Annotated in this window: 14 protein-coding genes; 3 read left to right on the forward strand and 11 right to left on the reverse strand. The window is 39.6% G+C overall.

The features are described from left to right. Positions 1-100: 100 nt before the first annotated feature. Both ACI48O_RS11670 and ACI48O_RS11675 read right to left on the reverse strand, forming a co-directional pair. Positions 101-3538, reverse strand: a complete 3438-nt coding sequence (locus ACI48O_RS11670; RefSeq protein WP_435561980.1) for a LysM peptidoglycan-binding domain-containing protein — start codon at positions 3536-3538, stop codon at positions 101-103. 221 nt (positions 3539-3759) lie between these two features. Continuing rightward, the gene (locus ACI48O_RS11675) at positions 3760-3960 is read right to left on the reverse strand and encodes a DUF2281 domain-containing protein (protein WP_435561981.1); all 201 of its coding nucleotides are present in this window, start codon (positions 3958-3960) and stop codon (positions 3760-3762) included. A gap of 244 nt (positions 3961-4204) precedes the next feature. On the opposite strand from ACI48O_RS11675, the gene ACI48O_RS11680 reads away from it, so the two are divergent. Next, a complete protein-coding gene (locus ACI48O_RS11680) occupies positions 4205-4471 on the forward strand; it encodes a hypothetical protein (RefSeq protein ID WP_435561982.1) in 267 nt (88 codons plus the stop codon). A gap of 82 nt (positions 4472-4553) precedes the next feature. Here the strand turns inward: ACI48O_RS11680 and fabF are convergent, their stop codons facing one another. After that, positions 4554-5792: a beta-ketoacyl-ACP synthase II gene (gene fabF, locus ACI48O_RS11685; protein ID WP_435561983.1), complete on the reverse strand. Its 1239-nt coding sequence runs from the start codon at positions 5790-5792 to the stop codon at positions 4554-4556. A gap of 24 nt (positions 5793-5816) precedes the next feature. Beyond that, complete coding sequence (locus tag ACI48O_RS11690; protein ID WP_435561984.1) at positions 5817-6761, reverse strand: beta-ketoacyl-ACP synthase III; 945 nt, start codon at positions 6759-6761, stop codon at positions 5817-5819. 277 nt (positions 6762-7038) lie between these two features. Here ACI48O_RS11690 and ACI48O_RS11695 point away from each other — a divergent pair, with 277 nt between their 5' ends. Next, positions 7039-7341, forward strand: coding sequence for a DUF3870 domain-containing protein (locus ACI48O_RS11695; protein WP_435561985.1), 303 nt, complete (start codon positions 7039-7041; stop codon positions 7339-7341). A gap of 133 nt (positions 7342-7474) precedes the next feature. On the opposite strand, the gene ACI48O_RS11700 is transcribed toward ACI48O_RS11695, so the two are convergent. The 7 genes from ACI48O_RS11700 to ACI48O_RS11730 all read right to left on the reverse strand — a co-directional run bounded on the left by ACI48O_RS11700 (position 7475) and on the right by ACI48O_RS11730 (position 16553). Further along, positions 7475-8920, reverse strand: coding sequence for an NAD-dependent succinate-semialdehyde dehydrogenase (locus tag ACI48O_RS11700; protein ID WP_435561986.1), 1446 nt, complete (start codon positions 8918-8920; stop codon positions 7475-7477). Further along, on the reverse strand, positions 8898-10256 hold the full coding sequence (locus ACI48O_RS11705) for an aminotransferase family protein (RefSeq protein WP_435561987.1): 1359 nt from the start codon (positions 10254-10256) through the stop codon (positions 8898-8900). The genes ACI48O_RS11700 and ACI48O_RS11705 overlap by 23 nt, the downstream gene beginning before the upstream one ends. Before the next feature lie 7 nt (positions 10257-10263). Next, the gene (locus tag ACI48O_RS11710) at positions 10264-11661 is read right to left on the reverse strand and encodes an APC family permease (RefSeq protein WP_435561988.1); all 1398 of its coding nucleotides are present in this window, start codon (positions 11659-11661) and stop codon (positions 10264-10266) included. 62 nt (positions 11662-11723) lie between these two features. Next, a complete protein-coding gene (locus tag ACI48O_RS11715) occupies positions 11724-12938 on the reverse strand; it encodes an acyl-CoA dehydrogenase family protein (RefSeq protein ID WP_435562001.1) in 1215 nt (404 codons plus the stop codon). Positions 12939-12949: 11 nt separating this feature from the next. Beyond that, complete coding sequence (locus tag ACI48O_RS11720; RefSeq protein ID WP_435561989.1) at positions 12950-14137, reverse strand: CaiB/BaiF CoA transferase family protein; 1188 nt, start codon at positions 14135-14137, stop codon at positions 12950-12952. Between the two features lie 476 nt (positions 14138-14613). Beyond that, entirely contained in the window at positions 14614-16182 is a 1569-nt protein-coding gene (locus ACI48O_RS11725; protein WP_435561990.1) for a sodium/solute symporter, read from the reverse strand. After that, complete coding sequence (locus tag ACI48O_RS11730) at positions 16179-16553, reverse strand: DUF485 domain-containing protein (protein ID WP_435561991.1); 375 nt, start codon at positions 16551-16553, stop codon at positions 16179-16181. The genes ACI48O_RS11725 and ACI48O_RS11730 overlap by 4 nt, the downstream gene beginning before the upstream one ends. Positions 16554-16772: 219 nt before the next feature. On the opposite strand from ACI48O_RS11730, the gene ACI48O_RS11735 reads away from it, so the two are divergent. Further along, the gene (locus ACI48O_RS11735; protein WP_435561992.1) at positions 16773-18008 is read left to right on the forward strand and encodes a helix-turn-helix transcriptional regulator; all 1236 of its coding nucleotides are present in this window, start codon (positions 16773-16775) and stop codon (positions 18006-18008) included. The last annotated feature ends 349 nt before the right edge of the window (positions 18009-18357 follow it).

Consider the following 18357-nt stretch of genomic DNA (forward strand, 5'->3'; position numbering starts at 1 on the left):
AATATAAATTTTTTTATATGGAAAATGAAGAAAATGCCACCATAAACAAGGACATCCACATAAAAAAGAACCCCGCTGATAACAGAGTTCTTGAGGTGTATTATTGATGGGTCTCTCCTGTCACAGGTGTTATGCCACTTTGCAGCCACTCTGATAGATCAGTCCATATTTGAGGATTATCTTGCCCTAAACTCCAATTTCCAAGGCCTTTAATCCCATATTTATGAACTAAATCAATTTTTGCTTTTATAGCTGCTGAATTTTCAAACCAAACGGTATATGTGCCTTCGGACAGAGTTTTTCCGCTAATAGACATGGTTGGATCCCCTCTTTTAATGGTAAACACCGCTTTGGCTGACTTGGTTGTTTCATCAAACGTCACTGTTCCATTATACAACTTCACGGCTTTTTCAATTTGAAAGTTTGAAATACCATCACCGCCATACGAGCTTCCTTCTTTCCAATAACGTCCATAATGACCTACACCTAAAACAATTTTGTCTTTTGGGACCCCTTGATTTAAGGCATATTTAATCGATTGCTCCACAAAACGAATACTAGCGACCGGTCCTGGGGCACTTCCTGGATAGCTTTCATCATAGGCCATGATCATCAGATAATCAGAGTGCTTTGCCAACTCAGAATAATCATAAGATCCCTGCCAACCCGTTGTATAACCATTAGGATTAGCCGCTACCGCCACAGATACCTCTTTATTTAAAGGGATCTTCTCCCTTAGTAACCGTATAAAATCGGTATACTCATCACGATATTCCTCTGTCACATTTTCAATATCTACATTGATACCATCTAAGTTATATATACGGATAGTGTCGGCTATTTGGGTCGACAAAAGTTCTCTATTGGTTAAAGCTTTTTCCCCTGTGGCTTTGTCCCAATGATTGCTTAAGAAAGGTACGACTCTCATTCCTGCGCTTTGAGTGGATACAATAAATTGGCGATCAAATTGTGAGGTCAGCTTTAATGTTCCATCGCTATTTAGATCAAAATAGCTAGGTGATACGACATTAATGGTATTAGCGGCTTTATTTACACTTTCGATATACGTTTGCGAACTGCCAAAGTATAAATACCCCATATTAAAAAAGTCCTGTTCACTAAAAGCCGGAGAGCTAACACCCGCTACACTTGGCAACTTAAGTTGTTGGCCAATTTGTAATACTGTCGTATTTAAATTGTTTAACGTTGTCAGTTTATCCACCGTAGTGTTAAACCGATTTGCAACAGACCATAATGTATCACCACTCCCAACAATATAACTAGTGATTCCTACAATGGTATCATTGGTCATGTTCCCTGCCCGGTCCAATTGCTTCATTGTTACGAAAGGCTTTGCAATGGAAGATATATTCATCATTACCTCAAAACGACCACTTGCATCCACCGTAGCGGTTTGTTTTATTTCTTGGGTTCCGGTTTGTCCCATTACGGTAATTTCAACGGAAGCTGATGGCTCACCCTGCCCGGTTATTTTATAAAAGAAACCTGAAGTTGTTCTTTCAACCCCACTTGTAAACACAACAGGGGAATCATTTACGGTATCTTTCAGAATGGTTGTCGTGACATCAGCACTACTGTTCCCCGCTTGGTCAGTTTGGGTGACTCTGATGGATAATACACCATCGTTTAATGATGAAAGGTCGATTGCTTTATCAAAAACACCATTGAAAACGAGCGCTTCTTCCGTTTTCGTGTTTACCCCGTCCGATACGACAATCCGGACTATTCCACCCTCCTCGGAACTTGTTCCCTTTATAGTAAATTTTGCAGCATTATTCTTATTGGCTATTCCGTTGTTCGTTACTTCGACATTCGTTACAGGTAGGATGGTGGTATCTTTTGTCAGTCTTGCCTCATATGTTTTTCCGATATTTCCATATTGATCACGCGATACGGCAGTAAAGGAGAACTCTCCATCCTTAAGTTGTTCCGTATTTTGGACAAAAGAAAAATTCCCCTCACGATCCGCTTGTACGGTTTTTAAGATTTGATCAGTAGTATTTGTTATTTTAATATCGACAAAGCTATTCGGTTCTGATTGTCCTGATATTGTATAATCAGAGGCGTTTTTTTGTGAAATGACCGGAAAAGGATTAAAAGACAACACACTTGGTCCTGTTGTATCCTTTATCGTCACTTCAGACCTTGAACTGCTCTTATTTCCAGCCTCATCCTCTGCAAAAATAGACAAAGTAATCGGACCATCTTGAAGGGGTACAAGATCAAGGCTGGTGGAAAACGTTCCGTTACGATCCGCTTTTGCCTCTTTTATCACTGTTTTTTTTACGTGATCCATAACCGTAATGAATAGTTTCGAATTGGCCTCTGACATCCCCGAAATAACAAAGGAATTGACATTTTTCCCATTCACAATAGTGTCATATAGAACGGTTGGTGTATTTGGTGGAATGAGATCTTTCTCAGTAGTTGATTGACCGGTCGCAGGTATAAAGAGTCGTTGACCAACTGTAATCCGGTCTATTGTTAGATTGTTTCTTTCCATAATTTGGGCAACGCTTATATTAAATCTCTTGGCAATAGCACTTAATGTATCTCCACCTACCACCACGTACTCAGTAGTAGTCTGAGGAGGGGCTAGTACTGGACTTGCTGCCGGGGTAGTTGGGACAGGCATTGGTGCTGTTGGTTGAGGTGCACTAGGTATTTTTAGAACCTGTCCAATAAAAATCCGATCGGTAGTCATGTTATTTTCTGTTTGAATGGCAGAAACAGTCGTATTGAATCGTTTTGCAATAACGGATAAAGAATCACCGGAAACTACCTTGTACTCTGTAACCGTCGATACTATTGGCGTAGGTGCCGTGTTTGTTGTCGGTGCAGGAACTGGTGTTGTTGGAGAAGTTGTCGTTGTCGGCACAGGCGTTGGAGTTGGAATCGGTGCCGTTATTAGCGAAGTACCAGCACCTCCAATTAGAGGTGGATTCAAAACGGGAATCAATAACCGCTGACCAACAAAAATGGTATCGGATTTCAAATTGTTTTTTAGTTTAATACTGTCGACCGTGGAATAGTATCTTTTGGCTATTACTGACAAAGAATCCCCTGGTGCCACTGTATATGAAACAAATGGTAAATAAAGAGTTTTACCTACAATAATTGTATTACTTGTTAACTGATTTAAATTTCGGATTTGATCTATGGTTATTCCATATACTGCAGCTATTTTATATAAAGAATCCCCACTCTGAACAACATAGGTAACATAGGGGATGGTTGTCACTATGCTAGGGCTCTGGGTAACTGCTGCTTGGGACACGATCTCAGCAATCGGAAAGGCTCCTAATAGCATCGTACCCATTACGATTTTTATGGTGATGACCTTAACATTCGGGAATTTCTGATCGATTAACTCCTTGACTTCATGTCGAAACGATGGTTGTATATCACGATCTTTAATACCGAATTCTCTCGAAAACTCCATATGGGGGGGTTCTACATAAACAATTAAGGAGTATCCATCTTGCTCAGGAACTAACTTATATTTTTTGATTTCCATTTGAACACCTCACTTTGTCTATCCATATTTTTAGATAAGTTCACTATAATCATGTATTTACATTTGAAAAGATGTAAAACGTCATATTATTTTTGTAACAAATACAAAAAGCCCTGTAATTCAATGTGAACTACAGGGCAAAAACTACATTTTAAATGAAAAAATAAAGTCAATCAATTTATAGACGGGAAATTAGTGACTTTTAACTTAGTCACAGTAATTTAAATGTCTTTCCATACCTCATCATAAATATCGCTATCCCAATATTGGATTAGGATTTCTTTGTCATCTTCATTCATTTCTCTAAATAAATTCATTTCAGGACGTTCCCTTAAGTGTTCTGCAAAGTCTAAAACGTCGGCTACTTCGCTTTCTGGAATTTCGTCAATTAGCTTTAATAATCTTTCTTTTGCGTTATTCATAGCATTCACTCCTGAGTTTTTTGACTTTATACAATTATATCACTAATTTTTTTGAATATGACAGTGTTAACAAAATCTTCAAATTTATCTAACAATCTTAATCGATAGTCAATATTTACTAACTTATTACATTAAAACCGGTTCGTTATTCACAAAATCGTAATGTTCATCTATTGACAAAAATTAAAAACAGTGATAAAAGTAATATTAATTGTCTGAATTTTATAAATGTTGAGGGATAACTATGAATAATGTTTTTGATTTAGCCGAATACAAAAAACGAAAAAGAAAACTTAAAATCGCTAATGTCATTGAAAAGTACAAAGTTCTAATTGCATTTCTCCTACTTTTTTCGACTAATATTTTGATTTGGGCGTTTATTTCACTGAAAGCAGCTATTCTGTTTTTAGGTGTAATGGTCTTAACCCCATTAATTTTTAGCAGAAAGAACGAAACACCGGCTGTGGAACCAAGTTCCATGAAAAAGACCTCATCAATAAGACCTCAATAATGACTCTTCTTTAAACGGTTGTTAACAAAAAAACCCGAATTCCAGATGCAAAACATTCTGAAATTCGGGTTTTTTACTGTTATTATTGATATTTTTTAAAGATTAATGTAGCGTTGTGGCCGCCAAATCCAAGAGAATTGGATAAGACAATATTTACATCCTGAGCTCTTGCCACATTTGGAACATAATCCAAATCTAATCCCTCGTCTGGAGTTTCGTAATTAATGGTCGGTGGAACAATTCCTTCATTTATTGCCAATAGTGAAAATATCGCTTCAATCGCTCCGGCAGCACCTAATAAATGTCCTGTCATCGATTTAGTGGAACTTATGGCAAGCTTGTAAGCATGTTCTGCAAATACTTCTTTAATTGCCAATGTTTCATATAAATCATTGTAGTAAGTACTTGTACCATGAGCATTAATATAATCTACTTGTTCAGGAGAGATATTAGCATCCTTCAACGCTAATTTCATCGCGCGTTGACCTCCTTCACCATTTGGAGCAGGAGTCGTTATATGATGAGCATCACCTGTTGCCCCATACCCAACAAGTTCACCATATATTTTTGCACCACGAGCTAAAGCATGTTCTAACTCTTCTAAAATTAATATCCCTGATCCTTCTGCAATGACAAAACCATCACGATTTTTATCAAATGGTCTGCTGGCTGTTTTCGGGTCTGGATTAGTCGACAATGCTGTCATATTGGAAAAACCTGCAATTGTCATTTCTGTAATAGCCGCTTCTGTACCGCCTGCTACCATAATATCCACTTCACCATTTTGAATAACTCGGAACGCATCTCCGATCGAGTTGGCACCTGAAGCACATGCCGTTACTGAACAATTATTGATACCTTTAGCTCCTAATTCAATGGAAACTCGTCCAGCAGCCATATCTGGAATAAGCATCGGGATAATAAATGGATTAACACGTCTTGGACCTTTATCTAGGAATCGTTTATGCTGCTCCTCGAATTCATCTAATCCGCCAATTCCCGAACCAATCCAAACACCAACTCGTTCAGAGTCAACATTTTCACCAATATGAACCCCTGAGTCGATAATCGCCATCTTACTTGCGGCTACAGCAAGTTGAGTATAGCGTCCCATTCTTTTTGCTTCCTTGCCATCCATAAATTCTTCTGGCACAAATCCCTTTACTTCTCCGCCAACTTTGACATTAAATTTCTCCATATCAAACTTTTGGATTGGAGCAATACCGGACTGCCCGTTTTTGATGTTTTCCCATGTTGATAAAGCATCATTTCCAAGTGGAGTAATGGCTCCAATTCCTGTGACTACTACTCGTTTTTTCATTTTTGCTTTCTCCCCAACTGCAATTTATTTACCCCATTTTAAGCATATTGAACCCCATGTTAAGCCTCCACCAAAACCAACCATGACTATGACATCCCCTTCATGAATCAAGCCATTTTCTATTTCAGAAAACAACGCTAGTGGAATAGAGGCTGCTGAGGTATTTCCATGTTTCGTGACTGTAGTTGACACCTTTTCTTTATCAAGTCCTAATCGTTCTCTTGCTGCATCTATGATACGAATATTCGCTTGATGCGGAATAAGAAAGTCAACATCTTCCTTTTTAAGTCCTGCTTTGTCAACAACGTGTAAACTTGATTCAGGCATTTGGCGAACGGCAAATTTATAAACCTCTCGACCATTCATTTTGATCTTCCCTGTTTCGGAATCAATGTATAAATAGTCTGCTCCGCTACCGTCTGCTCCTAAATCAACTGATAAAATTCCGCGATCAGAGGACACTTCACTTAAGATAACAGCACCCGCACCATCTCCAAATAAAACACAGGTGGTTCTATCTTCCCAATCAAGCGTTTTTGTAAACTTTTCACTGCCAATGACTAATACATTTTTATATGTATCGGTTTCAATAAACGGTTTGGCAGTTGCCATTGCATATATAAAACCGGAACAAGCTGCGCTTACATCCATTGCCGGAATATTCATAACTCCTAGTGCCTCTTGAACCATACAGGCGACAGATGGAAATGGATGATCTGGAGTTGCTGTGGCAACTAGGATCATATCGATATCTTCCGCTTGTAAAGAAGCATTTTCAAGAGCTCTCTTTGCCGCCAAAATGGCCATATGCGAGGTATCCATTTCCTCTCCGGCAATTCTGCGTTCTTCGATACCTGTTCTGGTACGAATCCATTCGTCATTTGTATCTATTTTACTTTCTAAATCAATATTTGTAACAATTTGATCTGGAACGTATGTGCCAATCCCAATGATCCCTACTCTTTTCATTCCATCACCCTTACGTATTGTTTTTATGACTAGGTCATAATATCTCCTATAAACATTATAAACGGTTCTATTGAAAAAGTGAAGAAAGGAAAAAAGAATTATTACTACATGTTAAAGGTTTATTATAAAGGGATACTTTATTGCTATAACATATTAGGTTTCGTCGACAAGTTCCAACAAAAGTTCTAATCATTCTTCCTTTTTTTCGCTATATAAATTTAAGTGATTATATTAAGCTAAATATATTGAATATTAAGTTAATTAAAGGGGGGATAAGATGAACACCATTTTTATTGCTGGCCATGCAAAATTACCTTCTGGGATGGCAGCCAAAAGTGTTTTTGAAACGCTGACGATTACGGCAGAAATTGATAAGAAATATGGTGTTATCGTGGAGGCTTCCTGCACATTAGCCACTGAACATGGGAAGGAATACATATCAAGAATATTGAAAGGCCACAGTTTACAGGAAGGGATCGAAACTCCATTAAAGCAATTAAAAGATGGCTATTTAGGAAAAGCCAACAATGCCCTTGTTGCGGCGTTAAAGGATTTATATAAGCAGTATGAGCTGAAATAAACTTCAGTTAAAAAACTGTCACTAATAAAGACCGAAGATCTACTTCGGTCTTATCAGTATAAATATTAAGTTAGACAATTAAGAAATATCACGTTTCATATATTTTGAAACTAATCCAAGTGAATCGCCTAATTTATATTCGAACCCCCAATGAAACATATTTCATTTCAACAAATTCTAGAATCCCTTCTTTTCCACCCTCTTTGCCGAGACCCGACTCTTTCATTCCGCCAAAAGGAGCTTCCGCTGCTCCTGGGAATACATCATTGATCCCAATGATTCCATATTCAAGTGCTTCCATCATCTTGAAGGCGCGATTGGTGCTTTCTGTTATCACATAAGCAGCAAGTCCGTATTGATCATGATTGGCTAATCTAATCGCCTCTTCCTCTGTATCGAAAGTATCTACAGGTAAAACCGGGCCAAATGTTTCTTCTTGCATAACCTTCATTTCCTTATTTACTTGTACCAGAATCGTAGGTTCATAGAAATATCCTTCAAGATCGCCCGTCCACTCCCTTCCTCCTCTAGCAATTGATGCACCCTTTAAAACGGCATCCTGAACATGCTCCTTAACTTTTTCAAGAGCGCTTTGATCAATTAGCGGGCCAACTGTTGTCTTACTTTCCAATCCATTACCAATGGTCATTTCGCCAACTTTAGCAGATAACTTAGAAATAAACTCATCTGCAATATCATTTTGGACATAGACGCGATTGGTGCAAATACATGTCTGACCACAGTTTCGATATTTGCTGGCGATCGTTAAGTCAACAGCTAAATCAATATCTGCATCGTTTAAGACCAAAATTGGCGCATGACCACCTAGTTCCAACGATAATTTCTTAATATGTTGTGCACTTTTCTGCATAAGTTGTCTACCGATTTCAGTTGAACCGGTAAACGTAATTAATTTCACATCCGGATTTTCTGTCCAAGCATCCCCAATTGCCTTTGCATCACCCGTTACAAGATTTAATACTCCTTGTGGAAGACCTATTTCCTCAAATACCTTGACAATTTCTATTGCAGTTAACGGGGTTTGCGAGGCTGGCTTTAGAACGACCGTACAACCAGCGGCAAGCGCTGGACCAAGCTTTCTAGTTACCATAGATGCCGGGAAATTCCAAGGAGTGATAGCTGCAATGACGCCGATTGCTTGGGGAACCACTAAAAGACGTTTATTAGCTTTCGAGGAGGGTATCAATTCCCCGTATACGCGATTGGCCTCTTCGGCATACCAAAGTAAGTAACTTGCAGCAGACTCAATTTCTACCATTGCCTCTGATAAAGGTTTCCCTTGTTCTAAAGTTAACGTCCGGGCAAGTACCTCCTTCTTTTCCATCATTTTTTGATAGGCTTTATATAAAAATGTTGAGCGCTCCCGGGCTGTTTTAGTTGACCATTCAGGGAATGCGCTTTTGGCTGCGGCAACAGCCCGGTTGGCTTCGTCATATCCCCCATACGATACCTCTGTCAGCTTTTCTAATGTTGCAGGATTCTGAACAGGGCGTGTCGAGTGAGCATCCAGCCATTCCCCTCCAATGTAGATTCCATTAACTTTTTGATCCACGACCATTTAATATTCCTCCCTGTAAAAGGTTGTTTTGTACTGCTAATAATGATTCTTGTAAAATTGAAATTAATTCTTCGACCTCCTCTTTATTAATAACAAGTGGAGGTGAAAATACTAATGTGTCCATTCCTTCAAAGACAACCGTTCGTATAATGAGTCCGCGTTTGGCTGCTTCTGCACTAACTCTAGGAGCAATCGGTTCTTGGAACCGTCTGTCAGTGATCGGATTGATGATCTCAACAGCACCAATTAACCCTAGCGCTCTTACTTCTCCAACGATGTCAATATCTTGTTGAAGCTTAATAAACCCTTTCAGCAACTCCTCTCCCATTAATCTAGAATTCTCAACTAAATTTTCACGTTCAATAATTTCAATATTTTTTAAACCAACCGCGCAGGAAGTACCATGTCCACTATACGTATACCCATGGAGAAGGACACCCTCAGAACACTCAATCAAATCTTGATGGAGTTTTTCCCGAATGATAACTGCACCTAGAGGGATATACCCACTGGTAATTCCTTTGGCGAGAAGCATCATATCGGGAATAACCCCATAATGCTCACACGCAAACATTTTTCCTGTCCGCCCAAAACCTGTTATGACTTCATCAGCAAGGAAGAGGATCCCGTATTCATCACATATTTTGCGGATTTCTTGAAAATATCCATCGGGAGCAATATTCACCCCACCTGCACCTTGAACAGGCTCAGCAATAAATGCTGCCACCGTTTCGGCGCCTTCACATTCAATACACTGGCGAAGAGAATCAGTGGAAAAGGTGTCAACATGAATAAAATCAGGAGCAAGCGAATCAGTCATTTCTTGGAATGGTAGTATTCCGGTTGCACTTGTTGCACCGATATTCACCCCGTGGTACGCTTTTTTTCTCGATATAATTTTGGTTTTTTGGGGTTTGCCTTTTATTTTCCAATAGTATCGCGCTAGTTTGTAAGCGGTATCATTCGACTCCGAACCACCTGATGTAAAAAACACCGCATTTAAATCCCCAGGGGTTATGGAAGCAAGCTTAGCCGCAAGGCGGATTGCGGGTTCATTGCTCATCGATGAAAAGGAATTTGTAAAAGCGAGCTGTTCCATTTGGGCCCGTGCCACTTCTGCCAACTCTTTCCGACCGTAGCCAACATTCACATTCCATAATGAAGACATCCCTTCCAATACTCTTCTGCCACGAATATCGGTCAGATAGACTCCTTTTCCCTTTGTAAAGATAAACGGAGCACCCGATTCTTGTTGTACTTTTAAAGAAGAAGTTGGATGGATAAAGTGTTTTTTATCTAAGGCGACCAAGGTTTCTTTTAAATCTTCCTTTTTCATTCGAAAATCACTCCTTTAAGGACTGTCCTTGTAATGTAAGTGTGTTACTTGGTTTAATGCTTGGTGTACGTAAAAAGAAGAATAAGCCGATGATCCACCAAGTTCCGATGATGAACCATTCATAAGGCCAAATGAGTGAGGCGGGCATTCCAGGCATATACAAGAAAACAAACCCTAAACTTAAAACGGTAGCAAGAATACCAATGGAATTATTCTTTCCGGCACGGAACGGACGTTCTAATTCTGGTTGTGTTTTTCTAAGTACAATAAATGAAACTGAAACGATTAAGTAGGCAATAACAATGGAAAGTCCACCTGCATCAACAAGCCATACTAACGCAGGCCTTCCAAGAAGGGGGCTTAAAGAGGTCAAAAGACCAATAACTAATATAGCGTTCCCTGGGGTTTTAAACTTTGGGTGTAATTGACCAAACCATTTGGGCAGCATACCGTCCTGAGCCATCGCATACATTACGCGGCTCCCACCGATAATAAAAGCATTCCAGCTTGTCATAATTCCTGCAATACCACCAAAAATTAACAGCTTGGAGAAGATAGGTGCTCCGAACACTGCCCCCATTGCATCTGCAGTCGGAAGACTAGCGGCTAGCAGTTGTTTTTCGTTTAATGACAATGAAACACCAAAGATAATTAACACATACCAAAGGACAGCTAGTCCGACTGACAGAAGCAAAATTCTTCCAATCGTTTTCTTTGGGATATTCATTTCTTCAGCCATTTGCGGAATGACATCAAAGCCAACAAACATAAATGGTGTCATAATCAAGACGGCCATAACGCCGGACATACCCGTTGAAAATAACGGATCCATATTTTTTACATCCCCACCAACGGTTGCCCCAACAATTAAGCTAAGTCCTACTACAGCTAAAAGGATGGTTAAGATGAGCTGTAAAAAAGCGGCTTGTTTCACTCCCAACCAATTGATGATCGTGACGAGAAGCGAGCCGACAACACCGACTACAACCCAGGAAAAATAGACATCCCATCCTGCAATTGTCCACATATATCCAGCCTGATAATTTGGAAAAATATACTCTACAACGGTAGGAAGAGCAACCGCTTCAAAGGCTACGACTGAGACGTACCCTAATAGAATCGACCAAGATACGATAAAGGCCGCTTTTGAACCAAGGGCAGTCATGGCAAAATGATGAACTCCTCCTGTTTTGGGTAATGCCGTTGTCAATTCTGCATAAACTAATCCTACAAAAATGACAAGGACTCCTCCTAAAACAAAAGCAATCATAGCGCCTAAAGAACCTGCTTTTTGAATCCAATCACCCGAAAGAATGACCCATCCCCAACCAATCATGGCACCGAATGCTAGGACAATCACATCCATTCTTGATAGAACACGATTAAGTTCAGCTTGTTTGTTCATTTAACCCCTCCTTGGATTTCTTCGGACGGATTTCGAAAAATCCGTCCGACTATATCAATCTGTTAATTTTTGACGGCTTCTTTATCACATTCAAACGGCCATGACGGTAATGGTTGACCTAAAGGCTTGTCCTCACGGTAACCAAGCACATATTCCGCTTGCATAATTGTATGAATTTCACGAGTTCCTTCATAAATAACCGGTGCTTTTGAGTTACGCAAATAACGCTCAACAGGGTATTCACTTGAATAGCCGTATGCACCATGGATTTGAACAGCATCATCTGCAGCGTGGTTTGCAAAATCACAGGCAATCCACTTTGCTAAGGAGGTTTCCCTTGTATTACGCTTTCCTTGGTTCTTAAGCTCTCCCGCTCTGTAAACTAAAAGTCTGCTCGTTTGTAATCCGGACTCCATTTTGGCGATCATTTGTTGAACTAGCTGATGTCTGCCAATTTCTTTTCCGAAAGTCTTTCGTTCGTGGCAGTACTTCACACTCGCTTCTAAACTAGCCATAATTAACCCAACTGCCCCAGCTGCAACGGTAAAGCGACCATTGTCTAATGCTGCCATTGCAATCTTAAACCCTTCTCCTTCTTTGCCAAGCAGATTCTCCTTCGGTACTCTTACTTGGTCAAAGAATAATTCCCCAGTATTTCCAGCGCGAATTCCTAATTTTCCTTTGATTGCACGTGATGAAAACCCTGGCATCGTTCGCTCTACAATAAAAGCGGAAATTCCATGATGACATTTTTCTTTATCGGTATACGCAAATACAATAAAATGGTCAGCGTAATCACATAAGGAAATCCACGTTTTGGAACCGTTTAGAATGTAATCGTTTCCATCTTTTACCGCCGTCGTATTGATCGAAGCCACATCAGATCCGGCACCAGGCTCTGTTAGTCCAAATGCCGCTATTTTGTCCCCTTTTGCTTGTGGAACTAAATATTTTTGTTTTTGCTCCTCGGTCCCGAACTGTAATAACGTTAAACTGTTAAGCCCAGTGTGTACGGAAACTGCGGTACGAAAGGCTGTATCCCCTCTTTCTAACTCCTCGCAAACAATGGCCAGTGAGTTATAATCCATTCCGCTGCCGCCGTATTTTTCCGGGATACAAACCCCCATTAAATTTAGTTCTGCTAATCGTTTTAAAATTTCCGGATTAAAATAGCCGTTTGCATCCCATTCGTGAATATTTGGCATAATCTCCTTATCTACGAAACTTCTTACCATCTTTCTTAACATTACTTGTTCCTCTGAGTGTTCAAAATTCATCATAAAACCTCCTAAATAATATGGTTATTTTTTAATTGATTAATGATTTTTCCGTCATACCCTACTAGTTGTAATATTTCTTCCGTGTGTTCCCCTGGCAGTGGTGGATGGCGTTCCATTTTTACTTTTGTTCTTGACAGTTTAATCGGTGATCCAACCAGGCGAACCTTACCTGCCTGAGGGTGGTTCATTTCAACCTTCATTTGTCTTGCTTCTATTTGTTCATTAGTAAAGACTCGATCCATAGAATTAATCGGCCCACAAGGGATATTGTGCTTGGAAAATAACTCAATCCAATCATCCATTGTTTTAGTTTGTAAACGTTCCTCTAGGATTTCAGTCAGTTCTTGACGATTGACAACTCTAGCTGCGTTTGTTTTAAACTTCTCGTGTTGTGCTATCTCAGTAAGGTCGAGCAATTCACATAGCGATGAAAATTGGCGGTCATTCCCAACGGCGATAATCATTTCGCCATCATTTGTACGGAACGTAGAATATGGAACGATATTAGGATGATCATTCCCCAGCTTTTGCGGTACATTACCAGAAATTAAGTAATTACTCGCCACATTGGCTAGAGACCCGACTGCACAATCAAGGAGGGACATGTCAATTTTTTGACCAAACCCGGACTGGACACGTTCAAGTAATGCGGCTTGAATCGCAACAGCAGAATATAAACCTGTTAAAATATCGACCATCGCCACGCCAATTTTTAAAGGCCCGCTTTGCTCAGTTCCAGTAATACTCATGATTCCGCTCATACCTTGAATAATAAAGTCATAACCTGGCAGATTTTTATAGGGCCCTGTCTCTCCGAACCCGGTGATTGAGCAATAAACTAATTTAGGATTTATTTCTTTCAAGTGTTCATAATCAAGGAGCCATTTTTCCATTGAACCGGTTTTAAAATTGTGAATCAAAACATCTGATTCATGTGCCAGCTTGCGAATGATCTCTCTGCCCTCTTCTGTTTTTAAATTCACTGTCATACTTCGCTTATTTCGGTTTGTACATAAGTAATAGGCACTTACACCATTTTGGAATGGAGGTCCCCATCCTCTTGTTTCATCACTCCCGCCGGGAGCTTCAACCTTGATAACATCCGCACCTAAATCCGCAAGGATCATCGTGCAATACGGACCGGCAAGAACTCTTGTTAAATCTAATACTTTAATCCCTTCTAAAGCTCCGTTCACAAAATCCCCCCTTCTTTCAAACTTTTAAAGCAAACAAAAAGCCAGTCCTATCACAATACGAAATGATTGTGATTAAGGACTGGCATCATGATCCAGTAGCTTCATCCGGTAAGGGATGGGCTTGAATCTTAACAGTCTTGATTAAATTTCATAAAGCAAAATCGTGATTAAGTTCTTCCCTGCCTTCTGCTGGATTGCAGATAGGGCGAAGAACTTAATTATTATTATACACAATATTCTGAATATTACAAGTAATTTTTCGATATTTTTTAAATAGCTTTGATAATCAATTTTATTGACAATGGACAAAGTTGTTAACATTCTTCTCCAACAAAAAAAGAAGGCTGCTTGATCAGCAGCCCGAACTTATTTCACAAGAACGAAAACCAATTTGTCGAATCATGTAAGCGTTGTCAAAAAACGTCGTGTTTTGTTTCCCCCATGAATGTATAATCCCCTTTTATACAAACTAACCCCTATGCTACTTCTGATTCCTTAGAATGTACCTTCTTCATAAACTCGTTAACATCAGCAGGTACTTTTCTGTCAATCTTAGAAACGATATAAACGCTCAAGAAGCCGATTGGAACAGTGATGATTCCTGGGATCTTAAATTGTAAGAACTCAGGCAAAGTGGTTGGAAGGAAAATCGTGTACATTGAAACAAGTAATCCGATAATTAAACCTGCAATGGCGCCCTTTTCTGTCATACCTCTCCACCAAATACCTAAGATGAAAATTGGTGTAAATGTACTAGCTGCAACGGTAAACGCAAGTGCAACTAGGTGACCGATTGAGGCATTTTTAACCATTAATCCTAGTACGCCGTATAGAATACCAAGGATGACAATTGATACTTTACCAGCAACTACTCGCTCTTTTTCACTAATATTTTTACGGAAGATTGTTGCATATAAATCATGAGCAAGAGCTCCAGAACTTGCGATAAATAAACCAGAAAGATTTGAGAAAATCGCGGCAAATGCCCCTGCAATAACAAGACCTAATAACCATTTTCCGCCAAGTGCTTGTGCCGTTGATGGGATTACCATGTTATTACCACCAGCAACTAAATCCTTGATAACTTGTGGATCAGCGTTTCCTTCTAAGAAAATAGCACGACCAACTACGCCAAGATATACAGCAAAGAAGAAGAACAAGCTAGCAATTCCAATCGCCATTAAAGCACTTTTACGAGCTGCTTTTGCACTTGGGTTCGTGTAAAATCTTAGCAAGATGTGTGGAAGACCAATTGTTCCAAGTGATAATGCAATCGTCATTGAAATCGTTTGCCAGAAACTTGGGAAGTAATTTCCAGTTCCAGCCCATGAATTTCCATCATGAACTACATCTTTTCCATCAAGGGCATATTTTGCTGTTCCCGAGATGGTACCTGAAAACTCAGTAACTGCTGCGAGGATCTTTTGGTAATGTAAGCCACCCCAGATTGCTGCGGCAACCATAAGGACGAAACAGCCAAGACGGATCCATAGCTCCAGTGCCTGGTTGATGGTAGTTCCTTTCATTCCGCCAACACCTACATAGAAAATCATTACTGCGCAGGTAAATATGATTCCAAATTCATATGTTGTACCAAAGAACATACTTAAAATTTGTGCTGCACCTAAAAGCTGTGGAGCTGCGTAAAAACCAGAAATCGCTAATACTACTGTTACAGCAGCTAATCTCGCACGTTTACTATGGAAGCGGTAAGCAAGGAAGTCCGCTACTGTGTATGCACCAAAACGGCGAAGTGGACCCGCAACGAAAATCGCTAATAAAGTTAATCCGATTGAGAAACAGAAAGTATAGTACAATCCATCGTATCCAAGCTGGAAGGTAAGACCGGCAAGTCCGAGGAATGTTGCTGCGCTCAGATAATCACCGCCGATAGCTGATCCGTTCATAAACCAGCCAAAGCTTCGGCCCCCAACAAAGAAATCGGATGCTGTTGCATTTCGTTTTGTTAAATACGTTACATAGACGATGGTTCCCATGAGGATGATCGTCATGAGCATTTTTGGTTCAAGTAGCATTTGCATCAAATAACACTCCTTCCATCATTCGCTTTTGCTCCATCGTTATTAAGTGTTTTTCGAGCATTTGCTTGTAAGCGCTTAACATAAAGATGCGTATGTACATAAGCAATACCAAATGCCATTGCCATCGCAACTATACCTGTTAAAAACCAAGTTACGCTCATTCCTCCCCACATAGGTGAAAACATAAAGTCAGGAGCGAACCAGTTTAATACCGGAATCGTAAAAACGAATAAATAATAGAATATCGCCAGTTTAAAGCCTGTACTAAACTCTGTTTTCATTATGCTATTTGTCTCAGAGTCTAAAGGTGGTAGATCCTTTACATCAATCTTGCCTGCCTCCACGTAATCATACTCAGTATACTCCGCTGCCATCGGTTCATCTCCTCCTCTTTTTTAGTAAGAAAATAATTAAGCCCCGCTTTCCTCCTTTTCTCCTAATCAGCATTCATATATGATAATGCTTGTTATGATTTTACTTTATAAATTCTTGCAATACCTTGCACTAAATTGTCATAAATTTATAAATATTTGCTATATTCAAAATAGTTTTATGTTATTATGAAAAAGGGATATTAATAGGTGAATGTTTAAATGGAGGGGATTACATTGTTTAGCATTCAGCTAATAGTCAATTGTAGTAAGGAAAAAGATAGGCTATCAACCTGGATCCAAGAGGAATTCCAACATTATTCAGAGGTTGTATCCAGTTTAGAACCGAATAGGGACATGCAAATTCTCGTAGTTGAAATAAGTAAACTATTAGATTGGGTATTTATTCATAGATTAAAAAAGCAGCACAAGCATCTTATTATTTTTCCGCTTTTGAATAAAGAACTGCTGCATACAGTACCACTAACAATGGAATTAGACATACCCTTTTTCTTTGTTAAACCAGTGAAGAGGAACTTTTTTACTCGTACGATTAAGCGAGCGATCCTCCGTGATCATCATAGTTTTATTATGAGTAACGATGGAATACTAGACAATAAAGAGAGTGAGACTAACGAGGCCTTACAAGAACTTTTTTTGCGACGTTTGCTTCGTGGTGATGTCAAATCTCACCACGAATTCATCGAATCTAGATTATTCTCAACAACAAATTCCATCCCAAACACCGTTGTCTTTATTCAAGGCTTTGTAAAAGAGGCAAATCGAGAAAACAATGAAGGCTGGCACGCTCCACAAATCATTCAAAAATACTTTAATGAAAAATTTCAAGGACAGGTTTTCTTTGTTCCGTACCGAAAACACTTGCTTATGCTTCTTCGTGTTCCTTCAGGATTTGCTTCACCTCGAGATTGGCAGGAAGGTGAGGATAATATTTTAAGTGTGATCAGTGAACTACAGGACAAATACGGAATTTATCTTTATATTGGGGTCGGTACCATTTATAACGAACCTCTTCTGTTACACCATTCTTATATAGAAGCAAAGACTGCACGGCGGACCCCTCCTTATGAGCGCCTCGTTCTTCGTTATTTTGACGAGACAGCAAAGGAAAAACAAATTCTCAAGAGTATTGAATACATCGGAGAACACTATGCTGAAGAAATTCCGGTTACAAAAGTCGCTGCACACATCAATTTCAGCCCTACCTACTTTAGCCGTCTGTTTAAAAAAGAAACAGGCAGAAGCTTTGTCGAGTTTGTGACTTACGTACGCTTGCAGCGTGCTATTGCTCTTATACGCCACTCTAATAACACGATTGAGCAAATCGCTGAAGAGCTAGGGTTTAATACACCAAATTATTTTTGCAATATTTTTAAGAAATATGTTGGACTAACACCTAGTGAATACCGTGCAACCAAGGAGATTTTGTTTTATTAACTTTAGCCCAATGTTCGTTATAAGGAATTTCTACGCACACCCTCAAGGTGTGCGCTTTTTTCATTAAGACTGTGTTTAAGAAAAATGTTCGTTTTGAGCACTCTGTTGATTGGAGCGGAAGGTGCGAGACTCCTGCGGGAGAAGGTGTCACGGGAGACCCCACAGGCGCTATGGCGCCGAGGAGGCTCCCGGACTCCCCCGCGGAAAGCGAGCACCTGGAGCGGAAATCAACAGCCAAATTTAACAGAGCTTTTATTAAAGAAAAATAAACAAACGTTTTCACAATACGTTTGCGTTATTGACAACAAAGATATAAAATGTTTGTATATAAACAAACAAAACAAGGAAG

The sequence above is a fragment of the Neobacillus terrisolis genome (assembly GCF_051233475.1).
Taxonomy (GTDB): domain Bacteria; phylum Bacillota; class Bacilli; order Bacillales; family Cytobacillaceae; genus Bacillus_BU.

Coding starts and splice junctions, on each gene's coding strand:
- ACI48O_RS11670 (WP_435561980.1), bottom strand. CDS start 3,538: ATGGAAATCAAAAAATATAAGTTAGTTCCTGAGCAAGATGGATACTCC.
- ACI48O_RS11675 (WP_435561981.1), bottom strand. CDS start 3,960: ATGAATAACGCAAAAGAAAGATTATTAAAGCTAATTGACGAAATTCCA.
- ACI48O_RS11680 (WP_435561982.1), top strand. CDS start 4,205: ATGAATAATGTTTTTGATTTAGCCGAATACAAAAAACGAAAAAGAAAA.
- fabF (WP_435561983.1), bottom strand. CDS start 5,792: ATGAAAAAACGAGTAGTAGTCACAGGAATTGGAGCCATTACTCCACTT.
- ACI48O_RS11690 (WP_435561984.1), bottom strand. CDS start 6,761: ATGAAAAGAGTAGGGATCATTGGGATTGGCACATACGTTCCAGATCAA.
- ACI48O_RS11695 (WP_435561985.1), top strand. CDS start 7,039: ATGAACACCATTTTTATTGCTGGCCATGCAAAATTACCTTCTGGGATG.
- ACI48O_RS11700 (WP_435561986.1), bottom strand. CDS start 8,920: ATGGTCGTGGATCAAAAAGTTAATGGAATCTACATTGGAGGGGAATGG.
- ACI48O_RS11705 (WP_435561987.1), bottom strand. CDS start 10,256: ATGAAAAAGGAAGATTTAAAAGAAACCTTGGTCGCCTTAGATAAAAAA.
- ACI48O_RS11710 (WP_435561988.1), bottom strand. CDS start 11,661: ATGAACAAACAAGCTGAACTTAATCGTGTTCTATCAAGAATGGATGTG.
- ACI48O_RS11715 (WP_435562001.1), bottom strand. CDS start 12,938: ATGAATTTTGAACACTCAGAGGAACAAGTAATGTTAAGAAAGATGGTA.
- ACI48O_RS11730 (WP_435561991.1), bottom strand. CDS start 16,553: ATGGCAGCGGAGTATACTGAGTATGATTACGTGGAGGCAGGCAAGATT.
- ACI48O_RS11735 (WP_435561992.1), top strand. CDS start 16,773: ATGGAGGGGATTACATTGTTTAGCATTCAGCTAATAGTCAATTGTAGT.